This is a genomic window from Streptomyces phaeofaciens (assembly GCF_014648915.1).
Lineage (GTDB): Bacteria > Actinomycetota > Actinomycetes > Streptomycetales > Streptomycetaceae > Streptomyces > Streptomyces phaeofaciens.
This window is the reverse complement of sequence record NZ_BMSA01000015.1, coordinates 157,889-176,595: the sequence shown is the minus strand read 5'-3', so window position 1 is coordinate 176,595 and position 18,707 is coordinate 157,889. Positions and strand designations below refer to the sequence as shown.

The window sequence follows — 18,707 nt, the reverse complement described above, 5'->3', positions numbered from 1 at the left end:
CCTTGGAACTCCTGGAACGCCTCAAGTCTCCGGCCGACCTGCGCGGCCTCGACCCCCTGGAGCTCGACCGGCTCGCCGACGAGATCCGGGAGCTGCTCATCGAACGGGTGACCCGCAACGGCGGTCACCTCGGCCCCAACCTGGGCGTGGTCGAGCTGACCCTCGCCCTGCACCGCGTCTTCGACTCCCCGCGCGACAGCCTCGTCTGGGACACCGGCCACCAGGCCTATGTGCACAAGCTCCTCACCGGCCGGGCCGCCGACTTCGCCACACTGCGCACCCGCGGCGGCATGTCCGGATACCCCAGCCGGGCCGAGTCCGAGCACGACCTGGTGGAGAACTCGCACGCCTCCACGGCCCTGTCCTACGCCGACGGCCTGTCCCACGCCCGCCAGACCCGCGGCGACCCGGGCCATGTGGTGGCCGTGATCGGCGACGGCGCGCTCACCGGCGGCATGTCCTGGGAGGCCGTTAACAACATCGCGGCCGCGCCCGGCCGTCCGCTGGTCGTCGTCATCAACGACAACGCCCGCTCCTACGCCCCGACCGTCGGCGGACTCGCCCAGCACCTCGCGGCACTGCGGACCTCGCGCGGCTACGAGGAGTTCCTGGAACGCGCCAAGTACACCCTCCAGGGCGTCCCCGCCGTCGGCGACACCGTCTACCGCGCCCTGCACGGGGCGAAGAAGGGCCTCAAGGACTTCCTCACCCCGCAGGCGCTCTACGAGGATCTCGGCCTGAAGTACCTCGGGCCCGTCGACGGCCACGACCGCGAGGCCGTCGAGGCGGCGCTGCGCCGCGCCAGGGCCTTCGGCGGCTCGGTGGTGGTGCACTGCATCACCGAGAAGGGCCGCGGGTACGCGCCCGCCGAGGAGGACACCCGGGACCGCTTCCACGCCGTACGCGCCGCCCCCGCCCCCGGACAGCCGAGCTCCGCCGGCGGACCGAGCTGGACGGCGGCCTTCGGCGAGGAACTCCTCGCCCAGGCCGAACGGCGGCCCGACGTCGTCGCGCTGACCGCCGCCATGCTGGAGCCCGCCGGCCTGCTGCCCCTGCAACGCGCCCTGCCCGCACGGGTGGTGGACGTCGGCATCGCCGAGCAGCATGCGGTGACCTGCGCGGCCGGCATGGCCATGGGAGGCCTGCACCCGGTGGTGTGCGTCTACGCGACCTTCCTGAACCGGGCGTTCGACCAGGTCCTCATGGATGTCGCCCTGCACCGGCTGCCCGTGACCTTCGTCCTCGACCGGGCCGGGATCACCGGCGACGACGGGGCGTCCCACAACGGGATCTGGGACCTGGCCGCGCTCCAGGCCGTACCGGGCCTGCGGATCGCCGCCCCCCGCGACCGGGCCACCCTGCGCCGCCTGCTCGACGAGGCGCTCGACACCGAGGACGCCCCGACCCTGCTGCGCTACCCCAAGGGCGCCCTCGCCCCCGACCTGCCCGCGCAGGAACGGATCCCCGGCCCGGACGGCACCACCTCCGTCGACGTACTGGCCCGCACCGGCGAGGACGTCCTGCTCGTCGCGGTCGGCGCGCTGGGCGGCGCCTGTGCGGAGGCCGCCCGCCTGCTCGCCGGGCAGGGCATCGGCTGCACGGTCGTCGACCCCGGCTGGGTGAAGCCCGTCCCCCGGGCGCTGGTGGACCTGGCCGCCCGCTTCGACACCGTGGTGACGGCCGAGGACGGCCTGCGCACCGGCGGTGTCGGACAGACGCTGGCGTCGGCGCTGCGGGACGCCCGGGTCGTCCCCCGCGCCCTGCGCACGCTCGGGGTGCCCACCGGGTTCCTGGAGCACGCCTCCCGCGCCGAACTGCTCCGGGAGTGCGGCCTGACGAGCGAGGGCATCGCCGCACAGGTCGCGGAAGCGGTGGCCGAGGCCACCGGACGGCCCCCACTGAAGGGAGCGGTGTGATGACCGCGTCCGTCGCACTCGGCATGCCCGCCGTCCCCGCCCGGCTCGCCCCCCGCCGCGCCTCACGGCAGATCCGGGTGGGCTCCGTGGCGGTCGGCGGGGACGCGCCGGTGTCCGTGCAGTCCATGACCACGACCCTCACCGCCGACGTGGACGCGACGCTCCAGCAGATCGCGCAGCTCACCGCGTCCGGCTGCCAGATCGTCCGGGTCGCCTGCCCCTCCCAGGACGACGCGGACGCCCTGCCGCAGATCGCCCGGAAGTCGAAGATCCCGGTGATCGCCGACATCCACTTCCAGCCCAAGTACGTCTTCGCCGCCATCGACGCCGGCTGCGCGGCCGTGCGGGTCAACCCCGGCAACATCAAACGCTTCGACGACAAGGTCAAGGAGATCGCGAAGGCCGCCGCCGACGCGGGCATACCGATCCGGATCGGCGTCAATGCCGGCTCCCTCGACCAGCGGCTCCTGAAGAAATACGGCAGGGCCACCCCCGAGGCACTGGTGGAGTCGGCCCTGTGGGAGTGCTCGCTGTTCGAGGAGCACGGCTTCCGGGACATCAAGATCTCGGTGAAGCACAACGACCCCGTCGTCATGGTCGACGCCTACCGGCAGCTCGCCGCCCAGTGCGACTACCCCCTCCACCTGGGCGTGACGGAGGCCGGACCCGTCTTCCAGGGCACGATCAAGTCGGCGGTGGCCTTCGGCGCGCTGCTCGCCGACGGGATCGGCGACACCATCCGGGTCTCCCTGTCGGCCCCGCCCGTCGAGGAGGTCAAGGTCGGCATCCAGATCCTGGAGTCGCTGAACCTCCGGCAGCGCCGCCTGGAGATCGTCTCCTGCCCGTCCTGCGGCCGCGCCCAGGTCGACGTGTACAAGCTCGCCGACCAGGTGCTGGCCGGGCTCGACGGCATGGAGGTGCCGCTGCGCGTCGCCGTCATGGGCTGCGTGGTCAACGGTCCCGGCGAGGCCCGCGAGGCCGACCTCGGCGTCGCCTCCGGCAACGGCAAGGGCCAGATCTTCGTCAAGGGCGAGGTCATCAAGACCGTCCCCGAGTCCAAGATCGTCGAGACCCTCATCGAGGAAGCCATGAAGATCGCCGAGCAGATGCAGGCCGACGGCACCCCGTCCGGAGAACCGGACGTCACCGTCCTGTGACGCCGCCGCGGCAGCCAACCCAGCACAGCAGAAGGGCGCAATTCGTATGAGCTCCGTCAGCTTCGACGTGACCCCTCCGCACGCCCCCGGCACCACCTGGCGGCTCGGCGCGGAACTCTTCCTCCCGGCCGGTGACCCGCCCGACACGGTGCAGCTCCTGCTGCCGGGGCTCACCTACGACCGCCGCTACTGGACCGCTCCCGGAGCCCTCGACTACACCCGGCACGCCGTCGGCGAGGGCTACGCCGTCCTCGCCCTGGACCGCCCCGGCACCGGCGCGAGCGAGCATCCGCCCGCCGAACAGGTCACGGTGGAGAGCAACGTCGAGGCCGTGCACCAGGTCGTGACCGCCCTGCGCGAGGGCGCCCCGGGCCGCCCCGCCTTCCGCCACGTGGTCGCCGTCGGGCACTCGCTCGGCTCCGGCGTCGCCCTGATCGAGGCCGCCCGCCACCACGACCTGGACGCCCTGATCGTCACGGGCCTGCTGCACGCCCTCGGCCCGCTCTACCCGGAGGCGATACCGGCCCTCTACCCGGCCTCCGCCGACGCAACTCTCGCCCCGTCGCAGCCGCCGGAGAACTACCTGACCACCCTGCCCGGCCGCCGCGCCGCCCTGTACGAACACCCGGCCGGCATGGACCCCGACCTGTCCGCCTACCACGAGGACACCAAGTCGACCGTGACGGCAGGGGAGGGCTTCACCCTGGACGCCATCTACCAGCCGGAGGTGGCCGCCCAGGTGCAGGTGCCCGTCCTGCTGGTGGTCGGGAAGGAGGACCGGCTGTTCGGCGGCGGTGACGTCTCCACCGAGGACGCCGCGTCCGTCGTCGCCCACGAGCGGAAGTTCTACACCGGCACCACCGACCTGGAGGCGTTCGTCGTCCCCGACGCCGCCCACTCCCTCAACGTCCACCGCACTGCGCCGAGCTGGTACGCCGCCGCTCACGAGTGGCTCGCCCGCCGCGGCCCGGCCCATGAGTGAGAGGAAGGGGCAGGACATGACCGACCTCGGTGCCCGCACGCACGGCGGCAGCCACGCCGTGGTGCTGGGCGGCAGCCTCGCCGGACTCTGCGCGGCGGCCGCGCTGGCCCCGCACGTGGACCGGGTCACGCTCGTGGAGCGCGACCGCTACCCCGACGAGCCGCGCTGGCGACGGGGCGTGCCCCAGGCCCGGCACACCCACAATCTGCTGGGCGCCGGCCAGCGCTCCCTCGAGCTGCTCTTCCCCGGGCTGCTCGGCGAACTCCGCGACCTCGGCATGGTCGAGGTCCGGATGCCGCAGGACATGCTGCTCCTGGTGGCGGGCGGCTGGGTGGACCGCTTCGACAGCCGCCACGTGGTCCTGTCCGGCTCCCGCGACCTGCTCGACTGGGCCGTGCGCCGCCGGCTGCGCGAGCTGGCCGGTGTGGAGATCCGCGAGGAGTCGGAGGCGGTCGGACTCGTCGCCGGAGCGGGCGACACCGTCCGCGGGGTGCTGCTCCGCGACCGGGACTCCTCGGCCCGCACCGGCTGGGGAGAGCCCTACGAGCGGGAGGCCGACCTCGTCGTGGACGCCACCGGGCGCGGCTCCCGCGCCCCGGCCTGGCTCCAGAGCCTCGGCTACGGCGCTCCCGAGGAGACCGTCGTGGACGCCGGCTGCGCCTATGCCACCTGTGTCTTCGAACCCCCGCCCGGCCACACCGCCGACTGGAAGTGCGTCCTGCTCCAGTCCACCCCCGAGGAGCCCCGCTCCGGGATCCTCAACCCCATCGAGAACGACCGCTGGATGGTCTCCGTGGCCGGCCTCGGCGGCGAACGGCCGCCGCTCGACCACGCGGGCTTCGTCGACTTCGCCAAGCGCCTGCGCAGCACCGTCCTGTACGACGCGATCCGCGACGCGAAACCCCTGGGCGAGGTGTACGGATCGGGCCGCACGGAGAATCGCCGGCGCCACTACGAGCGGCTGACGCGCTGGCCCGACCGCTTCCTCGTGCTCGGCGACGCCGTCGGCGCCTTCAACCCGGCGTACGGGCAGGGCATCTCCGTCGCGGGCATGAGCGCGCTCGTCCTGCGCCGGGCCCTGGAACGCGCCGGGACCCGCGGCACCGGCCGGATCCCGGTCGGCCTCACGAGCCCCCTGCGCAAGCGGATCGCCCGCTGCGTGGACGCCGCGTGGATGCTGTCGGGCAACGCCGACCTGGCGTACCCGGGCGCCGCCGACGGCCCGCTGCCGCTCGCCGCACGGCTCGGCAAGCGCTACACCGACCGGCTGCTGAAGGTGGCGACCACCGACCGGACCGTGGCCACGGCCCTGTTCGACATGACCCACCTGCTGGCCCCGCCCCAGGTCGTGCTCCGGCCGAGGGTGCTCGCCTCGGTGCTGCGCGGTCCGCGGAACGCGCCGTCCCCGACCACCTCGCCCCCCGGCCGCGCCGGCGGGGCCCGCCTCCCCGAGGAACGCCCATGACCACCGAGTCCCAGCGCATGGTGGAGGTCTACCGCAAGCGGGCCAAGCGGTACGACGTCACCTCCAACCGTCTCTACCTCATCGGCCAGCGCACGATGGCCTACAAGCACCTGGCCCTGGAGCAGCTCGCCCTGCGCCCCGGCGACACCGTCGTCGACGCCGGCTGCGGCACCGGCCACAACCTCCCCCTGCTCGCCGAGGCGGTGGGACCGACCGGCCGGGTGATCGGCGTGGACCTCACCGACGCCATGCTGGAACAGGCGGAGGACCGGGTGAGGCGGGCCGGTCTCTCCCAGGTCTCGCTCGTCCAGGGCGACCTGACGACGTATCAGTATCCGGAGAACGTCCGCGGGATCATCGCCTGCTTCTCCCTGACCCTCATCGGCGAGTACGCCAAGATCGTCGAGCGGGGGTACGAGGCGCTGGACCCGGGCGGGCGCTGGGTGGTGCTCGACTACCGGCTGCCGCGCTGGTGGCCGGACCGGCTCATCCCCGCGCTGGGCCCGATGATCGCCCCGTTCGGCGGCGACGTCAGCATGGTCCAGCGGCACCCGTGGGAGCCGGTCCAGGAGGGCGCGGCCCGCCACCGCATGCTGACCCGGTACGGCGGCTGGGTGTACGTCGCCGTGGGCGAGGCGCCGCAGAAGTAGGCGTCCCCGGGCCCCGGACGCGGCCCCCGGGGACGGGCCGGGTCCGGGACCGGCCCGTCCCCGCGCGGCACGAAGGGGGCCGAGCGCTTGCCGACCGGGGCGGTGCGCCGGATTCTCGGACATGTCCGACGGGAAGGACTTCCGGACGTGACCACCGAATCCACCACCCACCTCACCGAGGCCGTCGTCGACAGCCTCCAGGGCGCGGCCGACCCCCGGCTGCGCGAGCTGCTCACCGCCCTCACCCGCCATCTGCACGCCTTCGTCCGGGAGACGGAGCCGACCATGGCGGAGTGGGAGCGCGCCGTCGGCTTCCTCACGGCGACCGGCCGGATGTGCTCGGACACCCGGCAGGAGTTCGTCCTGCTGTCGGACGTGCTCGGTGTCTCCATGCTCGTCGAGACGATCAACAGCCACGGGCACGGGGACGTGACCGAGCCGACGGTCCTCGGCCCCTTCCACATGACCGAGTCCCCGGTCCGGGCGCTCGGCGCCGACCTCGACCTGGTCGGCGGCGGCGAGCCGTGCGTCGTCAGCGGCCGGGTGCTGTCCGGGGACGGCACCCCGCTGCCCGGCGCGGTCCTCGACGTCTGGCACGCGAACGCGGAGGGCTACTACGACGTGCAGCAGCCGGACGTCCAGCCGGCGGGCAACGGGCGCGGGCTGTTCACGGCGGACGACCAGGGCCGCTTCTGGTTCCGCACCTGTGTGCCGAGCCCGTACCCCATCCCCACGGACGGCCCCGTCGGGGACCTGCTGCGGGCCACGGGCCGGCCGTCCTACCGCCCGGCGCACATCCACTTCATCGCCTCCGCCGACGGGCACCTGCCGGTCACCACACACCTCTTCGTGGCCGGCGACGACCACCTCGACTCGGACGCCGTGTTCGCGGTCCGGGCGAGCCTCGTCCAGGACTTCGCCGAGACCGACGACCCGCCCCTGGCCCGGGAGTTCGGCATCCCGAACCCCTTCCGTCACGCGCGCTTCGACCTCGTCCTCGAACCGGCCCGGTCATGAGGGGGTTCGTGCACGAGAGCCCTGCCGTGCGGGTCGTCCTCGGGCCCGGCGCCTCGGTCGCCGCGACCCCCGGCGAGGCCGAACGCCTGGGACTGCGACGCCTGTTGGTGGTCAGCGGGCCGCGCGGCGCCGGGACCGCCCGCGCGGTCGCCGACGCCCTCGGCGACGCCTGCGCCGGACTGCACCCCGAGGCGCGGATGCATGTGCCCGCGGAGGTCGCCGACCGGGCCGTGGCGGTGGCGCGCCGGACCCGCGCCGACGGCTGCGTGGCGGTCGGCGGCGGCTCCGCGGTCGGCCTCGGCAAGATGATCGCGCTGCGCACGGGCCTGCCGCTGATCGCCGTGCCCTCGACGTACTCCGGCTCCGAGATGACCCCGGTCTGGGGCCTGACCGAACACGGCGCCAAGCGCACCGGCCGCGACCCGTCGGTCCGGCCGCGCAGTGTCGTCTACGATCCCGAACTCACCCTGTCGCTCCCGGTGGCGCTCTCGGTGACCAGTGGCATCAACGCCGTGGCCCACGCGGCCGAGGCGCTGTACGCCCCGGACACCACCCCGCTGACGTCGCTGACGGCCGAGGAGGGCGCCCGGGCCATGACCGCCGCTCTGCCCGACCTGGCGGCGGACCCGCGCGACCTCGACGCCCGCGGCCGTGCCCTCTACGGCGCCTGGCTCTGCGGCACCGCCCTGGGCGCCACCACCATGGGCCTGCACCACAAGCTGTGCCACGTCCTCGGCGGCACCTTCGGCCTGCCGCACGCCGAGACGCACACCGTGGTCCTGCCGTACGCCCTCGCGTTCAACGCGCCCGCCGTGCCCGCGGCGATGACGGCGCTCGGCCGGGCCCTCGGCACCGACGACGTCCCGTACGCCCTGTGGGACCTCGCCGGCCGCCTCGGCGCACCCCGCTCGCTGGCCGCGCTCGGTCTCACCGAAGCCGATCTGCCGGTCGCCGCGCGCGAGGCGACGGGCCGGGCCTACCCCAATCCGCGCGCGGCCGGACCGGACGACGTCCGGGAGCTGCTGAGGGCGGCGTACGCGGGCGACCGGCCACACGTTCGGCCCTGACCCCGCGCGGGTTTCGGACCCCGTACGCACGACACCCGGGCGCTGCCGGAGCGGAGCGCCTCAGCCCTCGACCGCGCCGGCGATCAGCGCCTCGAGCTGCGCGGCGGTGCGGTCGAGGGGGCGGGTGCTGCGCTGGGCGCGGCACATGGCCACGGTGCCCTCCACGGCCGCGACGACGAGCGTCGCGAGCTGCTCCGCCTGCTCGGCCCGCACCCCGTGCTCCCGCAGGGACGTGGCCAGCAGGTTCTCCCAGGTCTCGAACACCTCGGCCGCCGCCGCCACGGCCGGCGGGATCTCGTCCGTCGGCGGCTCCTCGATGGACACGGCCAGGACCGGGCACCCGGCCCGGAAGCCGGTCTCGACGACGATCCGGCGCCACAGCGCCAGGAACGCGGTGAGCCCCGCGACCGGCCCCGCCTCCAGCTCCTTGCGCAGCATCCGCGCGACCGTGTCGCCCGCGTACCGCACGGCCTCCGTGGCCAACTGCTGCTTGCCCTCGGGGAAGTAGTGGTACGTCGAACCCAGCGGCGCCCTGGCGTGCTTGGCCATCTCCCGGATGCTGGTGGCGTTCAGACCGCGCCGGCTGATCATGTCGGCCGCACCGGCCACGATCCGCTCGCGCGCCTGCGGGCTGGTTCTGGGCACGCGTGCGCTCCCCTCTGGCTATAACGACCGTCATAGTCTAGCGTGACCTCCGTTTATAACGACTGTCATAGAGCAGAGCTGCGCCGGAGCAGCCGAGGGAGATCGCCATGCCGATGATCAGACTGACCGTGCCCGTCGGCGCGCTCACCGAGGCGGGCCGCGCCACGGTCCGCCGCGACCTGGCCGCCGTTCTGCTGCGCTGGGAGGGCGCGCCCGACACCGCCTTCTTCCGCGCCCAGGCGTGGAGCTACCTCGTCGAGCTGCCCGACGGCGCGCAGACCACCGCCGAGGACGACACGCCCCGCTTCCTCGTCGAGGTCACCGTCCCGCAGGGCGCGCTCTCCGAGCGGCGCCGGGCCGGCCTGGTCCAGGACGTCACGCACACCGTCCTGGCGGCCGCCGGGCTCGCCCCGGACGACGCCCTGCGCGTGTGGGTGCTGGTCCACGAGCAGCCCGACGGCACCTGGGGCGCGGGCGGAGCCGTCGTCCGGCACGCCGACCTGGTGGCCCTGGCGCAGGGGCGGCGGACCGATGCGTGAACTGACCTACGTCGCCCGGCACACCGTGCGATGGCGCGAGGCGCCCGACCCGAAACTCCGCTCCGGCCAGGAGGCGATCGTCGCGCCGGTCGCCGCGACCTCCTGCGACGTCGACTCGGCGATCCTGGCCGGGCACGGCTTCCTCGACCCGCCGTTCGCCCTCGGCCACGAATGCGTGGCCGAAGTCGTCGACATCGGCGACGCGGTGACGTCCGTGACCCCCGGGGACCTGGTCGTCGTCCCCTGGTCCGTCAACTGCGGCGGCTGCGGCCACTGCCGTGCCGGACTCACCGCCCACTGCACCGCCGTACCGCACATGGCGATGTACGGCGCGCCGATCGGCGGCGACTGGGGCGGCCTCTTCTCCGACCTCGTCCGTGTCCCCTGGGCGGACGCCATGCTCGTACCGCTGCCGGACGGCCTGGACCCCGTCGCCATGGCCTCGGCGAGCGACAACTGGTCGCTGTCCTGGCGGCTCGTGGCACCCCATCTGAAGGCGCGGCCCGGCGCCCGCGTCCTCGTCGTCGCCCGCGGCAGCATCGGCCTGTACGTGTGCGACATCGCCCGCGCGCTCGGCGCCGGCGAGGTCCTGTACGTCGACCCCGACCCCGGGCACCGCGAGATCGCGCGCGGCTACGGCGCCGCCACCGCCGAGACCCTGGAACCCGTCCCGCACGGCTTCGACCTCGCCGTCGAGGCGACGGGCCGTGTCGACCAGCTCGCCCTCGCGCTCAGGTCCCTGGCGCCGGAGGGTGTCTGCGAGTCCGCCGGCAACCACTTCCGGCCCGGCGAGCTGCCCCTGCTCGACATGTACCTCACCGGCGTCACCCTGCGCGTCGCCCGCGACAACGTGCGCGCCCACCTCCCCGACGCCCTCGACCTGGCCCTCACCGGCACGGTCGCCCCCGAGCGGGTCGTCTCCCACGTCCTCGACTGGGAACAGCTCCCCGAGGCCCTCCCCGAGAAGCACCTCAAGCCCGTCTTCGTACGGGACCTCGCCCACCGGGAGACGGTGGCGTAGCGGACGCGGACGGCGTCCCGGTCGCCCCGGACCCCGCCCGCACCGTTCGTCTTCCGCCCGTCGTCAGCAGAGCCGGACGCCCGGCAGTTCGTTCTCCGGCGAGCTGACGTAGATGTTGGTGATGTAGCCGCCGTACAGCGGCAGTTCGGCCCACCAGTCGTTCACGTACGGCGGCACCTCGACCTCCTGGCCGCGCTGCTGGCAGCGGATCAGCACCTCGACCCCCGCCGGGAGCCGGGTGAGCACGTCCGACGAGGTGTCCGTGCCGGCCCGCACCCGGACGTCCGTGCCCCAGGTGCCGAACCAGGTGCCCTCCGGCCGCACGCTCCCCGGCACGTCCAGCGACCGGACCAGCCGGCCGAGGTTGGTGTAGGCCGCTCCGAAGGAGGTGCTCGTCGGCTGGAGGGTGTACACGGCGACGATCGAACGGTCACCGGTCCCCACCGTCCCGGTGGTGTGCAGCGCCCGCCGCGTCAGATCCACGTCGTCCGCCCCGGCGGCCACACCCGGCGTCCGTGCCGTCGCAGCGGCGGCGGCGCTGCCCGTGTCCGAGCAGGTGCCGGTCTCGCCGAAGCCCGACCAGCCCTGCTTCACCGCCCAGGGCCGCTCGAACGACGCCGGGATGCCGAAGCGCTGGTCGAACCCGTCGGTGCCGCACCGCGTGGACTGCCGCAGATCACCCATGATCATCGTGCGCACGGGGGCCGGGGCGGTGTCCAGCAGATAGCGGTAGATCCGTACGGTGTCGGCCGCCGACAGGGCCGTGTAGCCCCAGGTGCCCGACTGGCCCGCCGGAGGCGGCGCGGTGTCGGCCAGCCCGAGCCGGGAGACCATCCGGGTCACGATCGCGGCGCCGCCGTTCTCCCTCCAGTAGTCCGAGGCCGTGTCGTCGTCGCTGGAGCGCAGCATGAGGTCGAACCGGGCGCGGTCGGCGGCCGTCAGGGTGTACTGCGGGCCGCGGTTCCACAGATGGTCGAGAGCGATGAGCAGCTTGACGACCGACGCGGAGCGGAACTGCGTCCGCGGGTTGAGCTGCTCGGTGAACGTCCCGGTCTGCCGGTCGAAGACCGCGACCCCCGCGGTCACCCCCGGCGGCACCACGACGGCCCTCACGGCGGACGGTGTGCCGTGCGGTGCGGACGGCGGCCCGGCGGCGCGGGCGGGGGCCGCCGCCGCGCCGGCCAGCACCGCGGCCAGCAGACACCACCGCAGGACGACGGCCGTCAGGCCGCCTCGGACTGATGCGTACATAGCCTCGGATCCCCCGATCCTCATCGACCCGGGCCGCACCGCCGCTCCCGGCGGGCTCGCCGGGTCACCGGTCAACGAGCAGTGAACGGCCTCACCGCTCCTCCCGTGAACCTCAGACGTCCGAGGGTGACGCCCCGGGCCGCGTCCGCCCTAGACGCCCACCTCCCGCTGCTCCCAGGTCGCCTGCACCAGCGCCCGTTCGGTGCCCGCCAGATAGACGGCCGCGGCCAGCCACGCCCGGGCGTAACGGTCCGGGTCGGCCTCGCCGGTGCGGCCGAAGACGTCCCGGGTACGGCGGTCGGCCTCCGCGGTGAGCGCGGCCGACAGGTCCGCCGCCGCCCGGAACCCGCTGCGCCGCAGTGCCGCCCCGCCCCCGCCGAGGTCGCCGTCGCGTGCGGGTTCGGCGACGGCCCGGCGCCCGCCGGACACGGCGACCTCGACCAGCCTGCGCAGCCGCCACAGCGGGGCCTGCGCCAGCGGGTCCGGCGGAACGGCCTCGAGACCGCCCGCGGGCGGCAGGACCTCGGGCGGCGGGAAGTGCGCGCCCTGGATGCGGTCGTAGCCCAGGTCCGCGTGGCCCTGCCACTCCGCGGGCAGCCGCAGGGTCGCCTCGGTGTCCGGCACGGGCCCGACCGCGAGGGGCCGGAGCGTGGCGGCCCGGTCGGGGTCCAGCCGGCCGAGCACCCGCAGCCGCAGTCCCGGCCGGGACGCGAGCCGGCGGAAGTTGGCCGTGTGGGCGAGGTCGGGGTGGCCGTTGGCGGGCGTCAGCCGGATCAGCAGGCCCTCGTCGTCCGGTCGCCCCGGGGTCAGCGCCCGGGCGAGCAGCTGGTCGCCGGCCGCGCCGACGAGGACCACGTCGCAGCCGATCAGCTCACGGGCCGACTGCTCGGCCCGCTCCGGGTCGGTCCCCGCGGGCCCGGCGAGCCGTGCGGCGACGGCCTCGGCCGGCGGACGGGCGAACAGCGCGGCGAGCGGCCCCGACGTCCAGGACAGACCGGCGACCGGCGTGGCCCGCACGCCTTTGCCGGAGCCCAGGCGGCCGTCCGGCGAGAGCGTCGCCCCGGAGATCAGCAGCCCGCCGCGGGAGAGCTGGGCGTGGTCCACGGTGCCCGAGCCGAGCGCCACCGGGGCCGTGGCGGCACCCCGGGCCCGCGCCGGGCCACCGGGCTTGACGTCGGCCACGGAGAACCAGCGCCCGTCGTCGGAGACCAGATGCGTGACGACCCCGCCGTAGCCGGTGGCCGCGATCACCGGCTCCCGGCACACCCCGTACACCCGCAGCCCGCCGCCCGGCCGGTAGCTGCGGCGGGCGGTGCCGACCAGCGCCGGATCCGGGTCCGCCGCCGCCAACAGGCCGGTGGTGAGCAGCAGTTCCCCGACGCTCTCGACCAGGTCGGCCAGCCGGTGGCCGTCGTACCGGGCGCGGGCGCCGCGCAGCCCGCGCACCACCCGCAGGGCGGCGGCCTCCGCGCGGTGCAGCCCGGCGAGCCGGGCCGTGTGCGCGGCCCGCAACAGCTCCGCCTGCGGCACCGCGCCCGCGGCGGGCACCCCGGCGGCGAGCACGGCCGCGGCGGCCGCCCACAGCCCGGACGCGGCGGCGACCTGGGCGGGCGTGGGACCGGCGGGGGCCGCGGGCGCGGCAGGCTCGGCGGGTTCGCCGGGCTCCGCGGCCCCGGTGCTTTCGGGTGTCCCGGCGCCGTCGGCGTCCGCCGCCGGGGCCGGCGCCGGTTCGGCCGCCGCGTCCGCGTCGGCCACCGGGCAGGCGCCGAGCACCGCGGCCCGGTGCAGGCACCGGGGCGCCAGCAGACAGCTGCACACCGCCTGTCCCGCGTCCGCGACCACGCCCGAGGGACCGGGGGTGAGGGCGACCTCGGCGTCCTCACCGCACCGGATCCGCAGGACGCCGTCGGCGGTGGTGACGGGCAGCGCCGCGTACGACTCGATCGCGGCGTCCAGCTTCTTGCGCAGCCGGGCGGTCAGGCTCTCGACGGCGGCGGCGACCACGTCGGGCGCCACCGGGGGCAGTTCGGCGTTCATCGGGTCTCTCCGCGGAGGCGGTCGCCCACCCAGCGGGCGAGGGCGAGGGGACTGAGGGCGGCGACCGGCATACCGGCCGCGACGAGCTGCTGGGCGACCGGCACGGAGTAGCGCGGGGTACCGGTGTCGTCCAGGGCCGCGCAGCCCATCAAATGCACCCCGGAGCCGGCGAGGGTCCGTACCTCGCCGAGGAGCCCGCCCAGCGGGTAGCCCTCCTCGAAGTCGCTCACCACCACCACGAGGGTCCGGCTGGGCACGGTCACCAGGGAGCGGGCGTGCGCCAGTCCGGCGGCGATGTGCGTGCCCCCGCCGACCCGCACCTCCAGCAGCAGCGACAGCGGGTCGTCGACCCGGTCGGTCAGGTCGATCACATCGGTCGAGAACGCGAGGAAGTGCGTGGACAGCGTGGGTACCCCGCCCAGCACGGCCGCGGTCAGCGCCGACCAGACGACGGACGCCTCCATCGACCCGGACACGTCGACCACCAGGATCAGCCGCCAGTCCGCCTCCTTGCGGGAGCGCGTGCTGAACACCGGCTTCTCCGGGACCACCAGGGTCCGGCCGTCCGCCGTGCGGCGGGTGGTCGCGAGGTTGGCCCGCAGGGTGCGCGGCAGGTCCAGCCGGCCGCCGGGACGGCGGGTCGGACGCGGTGAGGCCAGTCCGGTCAGCGCCGGGCGCATCCGGGTGGCCAGCTCCTTCGCCAGCTCGTCGACCAGACGGCGCACCAGCGGACGCAGCTTGGCCAGCTGCTGCTCCGGCATGCCCCCCGCGAGGGACAGCACCGAGGTCAGCAGGTCGACCGAGGGGCGGACCGCCTTGGGGTCCAGCTCGGCCAGCACATCGCTGCGGCCCTGGTCGGCGGCGCGCGCCAGCACCTCCTCGCGGACCTCCGCACCGAACAGCGCGTCCAGTTCCTCGGCCCATTCGCGGGCGGTGGGGAAGGACGCCTCCTGGCCGCCGCCCTGGCCGCCTTCGCGGTTCTCGCGGCCGAAGTCCGAGCCGCCCTCGCCCCGTCCGGCGCCGTACAGCTCGTCGAGCGCGTGCGCGTAGCGGCGGGCGCCGGGCGGCAGCCTGTCGCTCTCCCGGCCGAGGAGCAGACGCCAGCGGTCGGTGGGGGAGAGGTGGGGCGCGGGGGAAGCCTGCGCGGGGGTCCCTTGCCCGGGGGTCCCTTGCCCGGGAGACCCCTGCGTGGGCGTGCCGCCGCCCACGCCTTCGGACATGGCCTGTTCGGCGGCTTCGGTGCCGGTGTCGTCGGTGTCGGTGCCGGTGTCGGTGTCCGTGCCGGTCGCGATACCGGCGGTGGTGCCCGTGTCCTCGGACGCCGTGGCCGGTGCACCGGTCGGCAGGCCCAGGGCCTGCACCGCCGCGCGTCCCGCCGCGTCCGCGGCCGTCCACAGGGCGAGGAGCCGGGGCGAGGCGCCGAGCGACAGGTCGAGGCGGTCGCCGAGGCGCTCGGTGACGGTGCCCAGCAGCCGGTCGCGACCGGCCGGGCTGAGCGTGTCGAAGCCGCCGCGCAGCGCGGGCAGCCGGTCAAGGAACCCCTGGTCGGTGAGGGTGTCGATGCGCTGGAGCAGCGGATCCAGCGCGGTCGGCGCCGACTGGAGCAACGGGGCGGCACCGCTGAGCAGCCCGGTGAGCCGGCGGGACAGCGCGTGCCGCCCGTCCGGGCCCGTGGCCGTGTCGATCCAGCCGGCCGCCCGCCCGCCGAGCGTGCCGGCCTCGTCGAGGTCCAGCAGGACCCGGGCGGCCAGCGCGGCGCCCTGCACGAGCGGGGAGCCGGTGCGCGCCAGGGTGCCCAGCGCGTCGTCCATCCGCAGCCCGAGACGGTGGTCGCCGGCCCGCGAGGCCAGCGCGATCAGCGCGGCCGCGTCCTCCGGCTCGTCGCTGCCCGCGAGGCCGGGCAGCGACCGGACCGCCGTCTCCAGCAGATCGGCGGCGAGTTCGGCGGCCGTGTGCCGGCCCTCGGCCGTGGTGCCGGGCAGATGCCCCCGGCGCAACGCCTCCAACAGGTCGAGCGCGTGCAGGAGTTCGGGGAGCGTGGCGGCGGCGGGCAGCACGGCGGCCGCGTCGGCCAGCCGTTCGGCCACCAGCGCGGGCAGATCGCAGCGGGCGGCCGCCCGCAGCCCGGTGAGAACGAGGGCACAGGTGGGCCCGCCGTCCGCCGACTCCCGGCGGAACGTCTCCCGCAGGGTGCCCTCGGCGGCCAGCGCCGCGGTCACGCCCCGGATCCCGGCCAGATCGAGCCGGACCGGGACCGCCGGGCTCCACGACAGCCGCCACCGGGTGGTGAGCGCCGTGCCGTCGCCCGTGCCGGCCACCTCGACCGCCTCGGCGTACCCCGCGCCGCACACGTCGAGACGCTGGAGCAGGATCTCGCGGCGGCCGTCGAGGGCGGAGCGCAGCGGGTCGAGCCGCAGCTCGCGCGAGGCCGGGTCGTCCGGGCCGGGCAGCCGCAGCGCGGCCAGCTCCGCCTCCACGGACGGACCGAGCCCGGAGCGCGGGGTGCCCGGCGCGATCCGGCCGCGGTCGGTGCCGACCAGGACCACTTCGAGGGCCCGCGCGAGGGCCCGGCCGCGGCCGAGCGGTTCGCCCTGGCCCATCACGGTCGTCAGCGCCTCCAGCACCTCGCCCCGCCCCGGGGCCGCGAGCCCCCGCACGGCGGCCAGGTCGCAGGCCATCCGCAGGGTCTCGGCGGCCTCGCCGGTGCCCGCGGTGTGGCCGGCCGCGCGCAGTTCCCGGCACACGTCGGTGATCGCCCGGGCCGCGGCGCCGAGCAGCAGTTCCGGGTCGCCGCCGGAGGTGAACACCGCCTGCTGCCAGCGCGGGTCCCGGATGCCGGCGGGGTAGCCGGAACGGGAGTCCAGCAGATCGAAGGCGTACGGGACGAGAGAGGTCACCGCGGGCGGGCGCTCTCCCCCGAGGGGGGTTCCGGTCAGGGGCGAGCCGACCGCCACCGGTGCCCCGTCGCCCGCGCGCGGGGCCGGCACCGTGCCGTCCACCGCCGTCCCGGCCGTCAGGGCCGGGGCGTGGAAGGCGCCGACGACGGCCGCGACCCGGCGCCCGCCCGTGGAGGCGTGGGCGATCGTCGCGCGCATCCGTGCCTCGCGGGCCAGATCCACCGACGGCACGCCGCCCGCCGACTCGGCGTCACGGCGCAGCGCCCACCCCACCCCCAGGGCGGCCCGACGGATCGCCTCGGGGGTGCAGCCGGGCGCGACGACCTCCACACAGCGGTCCCACAGATCGTCACCGTCGCGCCCGGTGCCGGCGGCGGTGAGCGCGTCGGCGAAGGCGGTGGGCGGGTCGACGGGCCGGGCCTCGGCGACGGCGCCGCGTGCGTGCCCGGTTCCTTCGCCCTCCGAGGTGCCCTGCGCGTCGCCCACCGAAGTCGCCGCGTCCGCGTTCCATGCCGGATCGGACATCGGCAGGTCGCAGCACATGACCTCCACCCCTCGCTGCCGCGCCCAGCGCACCGCGGCGAGTTCGGGGGAGAAGTCGGCGAACGGGTAGAAGCCGAGCCGCCCGCCCTCACCGGCGCCGGCCAGCGCCACCGGCGCCAGGGTCCCCGGCGCGGACAGATGGGTGATCCACGGCTGGAAGTCGGCGGGCAGCTCCACGCAGACCACCTCGGCGCCGAAGGCGTCCAGCAGCGCGGGCACCGCCGCGGCGAGCGCCGGGCTGTGGTGCCGAACACCCAGCAGGTACGGCACCGCGGAGTCGGCGAGGGCCTCGACGGCCTCCCGCGGGTCCTGAGCGAGTGTCACCGGAGGTTCTCCCGCAGGTCCCAGAGCCGGCGCCAGGTCGCCGAGCCGTCCTCGGCGCGACGGCGCACGGGGCCGTCCCAGTAGCCGAGGAGCCGCGCGTGGTCGGCCGGGTCGTCCTTGCGGACCACACCGAGGAGATGGCCGGGCACCAGGTCGAGGGCGTCCCCGCCGGGCAGGTACGCGGTGGCCACCCCGAGGGAGGTGGCGACCTGCACGGCCTCCGCGGTGGACATCACCGTGCCCGGCCGCTCCACGTCCCAGCCCTCGGTGGACCGGCCGGCCCGCAGATCACGGAAGACCGTCACCAGCACGTCGAGCACCGCGTCGTCGACGGCGAAGGCCGCGCCCGCCCGCTCGACGGCCGCCGTGGCCTGCCGCCGCACCAGCGCGGTCTCGGCGTCGACGTCGGCGATCGGGTGCACGGTCTCGAAGTTGAAGCGGCGCTTGAGCGCGGCGGACATCTCCGAGACACCGCGGTCACGCAGGTTGGCGGTGGCGATGACGGTGAACCCGGGCGCGGCCGCCACCTGGGCGTCGTCCGTGCCGGACAGCTCGGGCACGCTGATCCGCCGGTCGGACAGGATCGACACCAGGGCGTCCTGCACCTCGGGCAGACAGCGGGTGATCTCCTCGACCCGGGCCACCCGCCCGCTGCGCATCGCGCCGAGCACCGGCGAGTCGACCAGCGCCTGGGGCGTGGGGCCCTGGGCCAGCAGCAGGGCGTAGTTCCAGCCGTAGCGCAGGGCGTCCTCGGTGGTGCCGGCGGTGCCCTGCACGGTGAGCGCGCTGGTGCCGCAGACGGCGGCCGCCAGCAGCTCGGAGAGCATCGACTTGGCCGTACCGGGCTCGCCGACGAGCAGCAGGCCGCGCTCACCGGCGAGCGTGACCACGCACCGCTCCACCAGGGCGCGTTCGCCGACGAACTTCGGGGCGATCACCAGCCGGTCGGGCAGCGTCTCGTGCGGCTTGGGCAGCTTCAGGGTCTCGCCGCCGCTGCCGCACACGAAGGTGATCACGGCACGCGGGGTCAGCCGCCAGCCGGGCGGGCGGGGTCCCTCGTCATGGGCGGCGAGGAAGGCGAGTTCGGTGGCGTGGCGCTCTTCGGCGGGCAGGGTCTGCCGGGCCGGAAGGGCCGTCGCCGTGTCGGTCGGAGCCATGGATGTTCCTTGCTGGGTAGGTCGGTCTGTCGTCTCGGG

The 18,707-nt window shown here is 75.5% G+C and carries 14 protein-coding genes; 9 read left to right on the top strand and 5 right to left on the bottom strand.

The features are described from left to right. Window positions 1–2: 2 nt before the first annotated feature. The 7 genes from dxs (at window position 3) to IE275_RS24755 (ending at window position 8,254) form a co-directional block, all read left to right on the top strand. Window positions 3–1,916: a 1-deoxy-D-xylulose-5-phosphate synthase gene (gene dxs / locus IE275_RS24785; protein WP_189713599.1), complete on the top strand. Its 1,914-nt coding sequence runs from the start codon at window positions 3–5 to the stop codon at window positions 1,914–1,916. Then, window positions 1,916–3,073 carry a flavodoxin-dependent (E)-4-hydroxy-3-methylbut-2-enyl-diphosphate synthase gene (gene ispG, locus IE275_RS24780; RefSeq protein ID WP_189713598.1) on the top strand — a complete coding sequence of 386 codons (1,158 nt, stop codon included), beginning with the start codon at window positions 1,916–1,918 and terminating at the stop codon, window positions 3,071–3,073. Before dxs ends, ispG begins: the two co-directional genes overlap by 1 nt. 46 nt (window positions 3,074–3,119) lie before the next feature. Further along, window positions 3,120–4,055 (top strand): alpha/beta hydrolase, encoded by a 936-nt coding sequence (locus IE275_RS24775; RefSeq protein WP_189713597.1) that lies wholly within the window; start codon window positions 3,120–3,122, stop codon window positions 4,053–4,055. A 16-nt stretch (window positions 4,056–4,071) separates the two neighbouring features. Then, complete coding sequence (locus IE275_RS24770; protein WP_189713596.1) at window positions 4,072–5,520, top strand: NAD(P)/FAD-dependent oxidoreductase; 1,449 nt, start codon at window positions 4,072–4,074, stop codon at window positions 5,518–5,520. Continuing rightward, on the top strand, window positions 5,517–6,170 hold the full coding sequence (locus IE275_RS46840) for a class I SAM-dependent methyltransferase (RefSeq protein ID WP_268255286.1): 654 nt from the start codon (window positions 5,517–5,519) through the stop codon (window positions 6,168–6,170). The genes IE275_RS24770 and IE275_RS46840 overlap by 4 nt, the downstream gene beginning before the upstream one ends. 147 nt (window positions 6,171–6,317) lie before the next feature. Next, window positions 6,318–7,187: a dioxygenase family protein gene (locus tag IE275_RS24760; RefSeq protein WP_189713595.1), complete on the top strand. Its 870-nt coding sequence runs from the start codon at window positions 6,318–6,320 to the stop codon at window positions 7,185–7,187. Continuing rightward, complete coding sequence (locus IE275_RS24755; protein ID WP_189713594.1) at window positions 7,184–8,254, top strand: maleylacetate reductase; 1,071 nt, start codon at window positions 7,184–7,186, stop codon at window positions 8,252–8,254. The genes IE275_RS24760 and IE275_RS24755 overlap by 4 nt, the downstream gene beginning before the upstream one ends. 60 nt (window positions 8,255–8,314) lie before the next feature. Here IE275_RS24755 and IE275_RS24750 read toward each other — a convergent pair whose 3' ends face one another. Further along, entirely contained in the window at window positions 8,315–8,899 is a 585-nt protein-coding gene (locus IE275_RS24750) for a TetR/AcrR family transcriptional regulator (RefSeq protein ID WP_189713593.1), read from the bottom strand. Window positions 8,900–9,006: 107 nt separating this feature from the next. Between IE275_RS24750 and IE275_RS24745 the strand changes: the two genes are divergently transcribed. After that, on the top strand, window positions 9,007–9,438 hold the full coding sequence (locus IE275_RS24745; protein WP_189713592.1) for a tautomerase family protein: 432 nt from the start codon (window positions 9,007–9,009) through the stop codon (window positions 9,436–9,438). Further along, window positions 9,431–10,459 (top strand): zinc-dependent alcohol dehydrogenase, encoded by a 1,029-nt coding sequence (locus tag IE275_RS24740; protein ID WP_189713591.1) that lies wholly within the window; start codon window positions 9,431–9,433, stop codon window positions 10,457–10,459. The genes IE275_RS24745 and IE275_RS24740 overlap by 8 nt, the downstream gene beginning before the upstream one ends. 63 nt (window positions 10,460–10,522) lie before the next feature. Here IE275_RS24740 and IE275_RS24735 read toward each other — a convergent pair whose 3' ends face one another. The 4 genes from IE275_RS24735 to IE275_RS24720 all read right to left on the bottom strand — a co-directional run bounded on the left by IE275_RS24735 (window position 10,523) and on the right by IE275_RS24720 (window position 18,668). Next, window positions 10,523–11,710 (bottom strand): serine hydrolase, encoded by a 1,188-nt coding sequence (locus tag IE275_RS24735; protein ID WP_189713590.1) that lies wholly within the window; start codon window positions 11,708–11,710, stop codon window positions 10,523–10,525. Window positions 11,711–11,860: 150 nt separating this feature from the next. Next, complete coding sequence (locus IE275_RS24730; RefSeq protein WP_189713589.1) at window positions 11,861–13,747, bottom strand: hypothetical protein; 1,887 nt, start codon at window positions 13,745–13,747, stop codon at window positions 11,861–11,863. Continuing rightward, window positions 13,744–17,511: a vWA domain-containing protein gene (locus IE275_RS24725; protein WP_189713588.1), complete on the bottom strand. Its 3,768-nt coding sequence runs from the start codon at window positions 17,509–17,511 to the stop codon at window positions 13,744–13,746. The genes IE275_RS24730 and IE275_RS24725 overlap by 4 nt, the downstream gene beginning before the upstream one ends. After that, window positions 17,508–18,668, bottom strand: a complete 1,161-nt coding sequence (locus IE275_RS24720) for an ATP-binding protein (protein WP_189713587.1) — start codon at window positions 18,666–18,668, stop codon at window positions 17,508–17,510. The genes IE275_RS24725 and IE275_RS24720 overlap by 4 nt, the downstream gene beginning before the upstream one ends. Window positions 18,669–18,707: the final 39 nt, after the last annotated feature.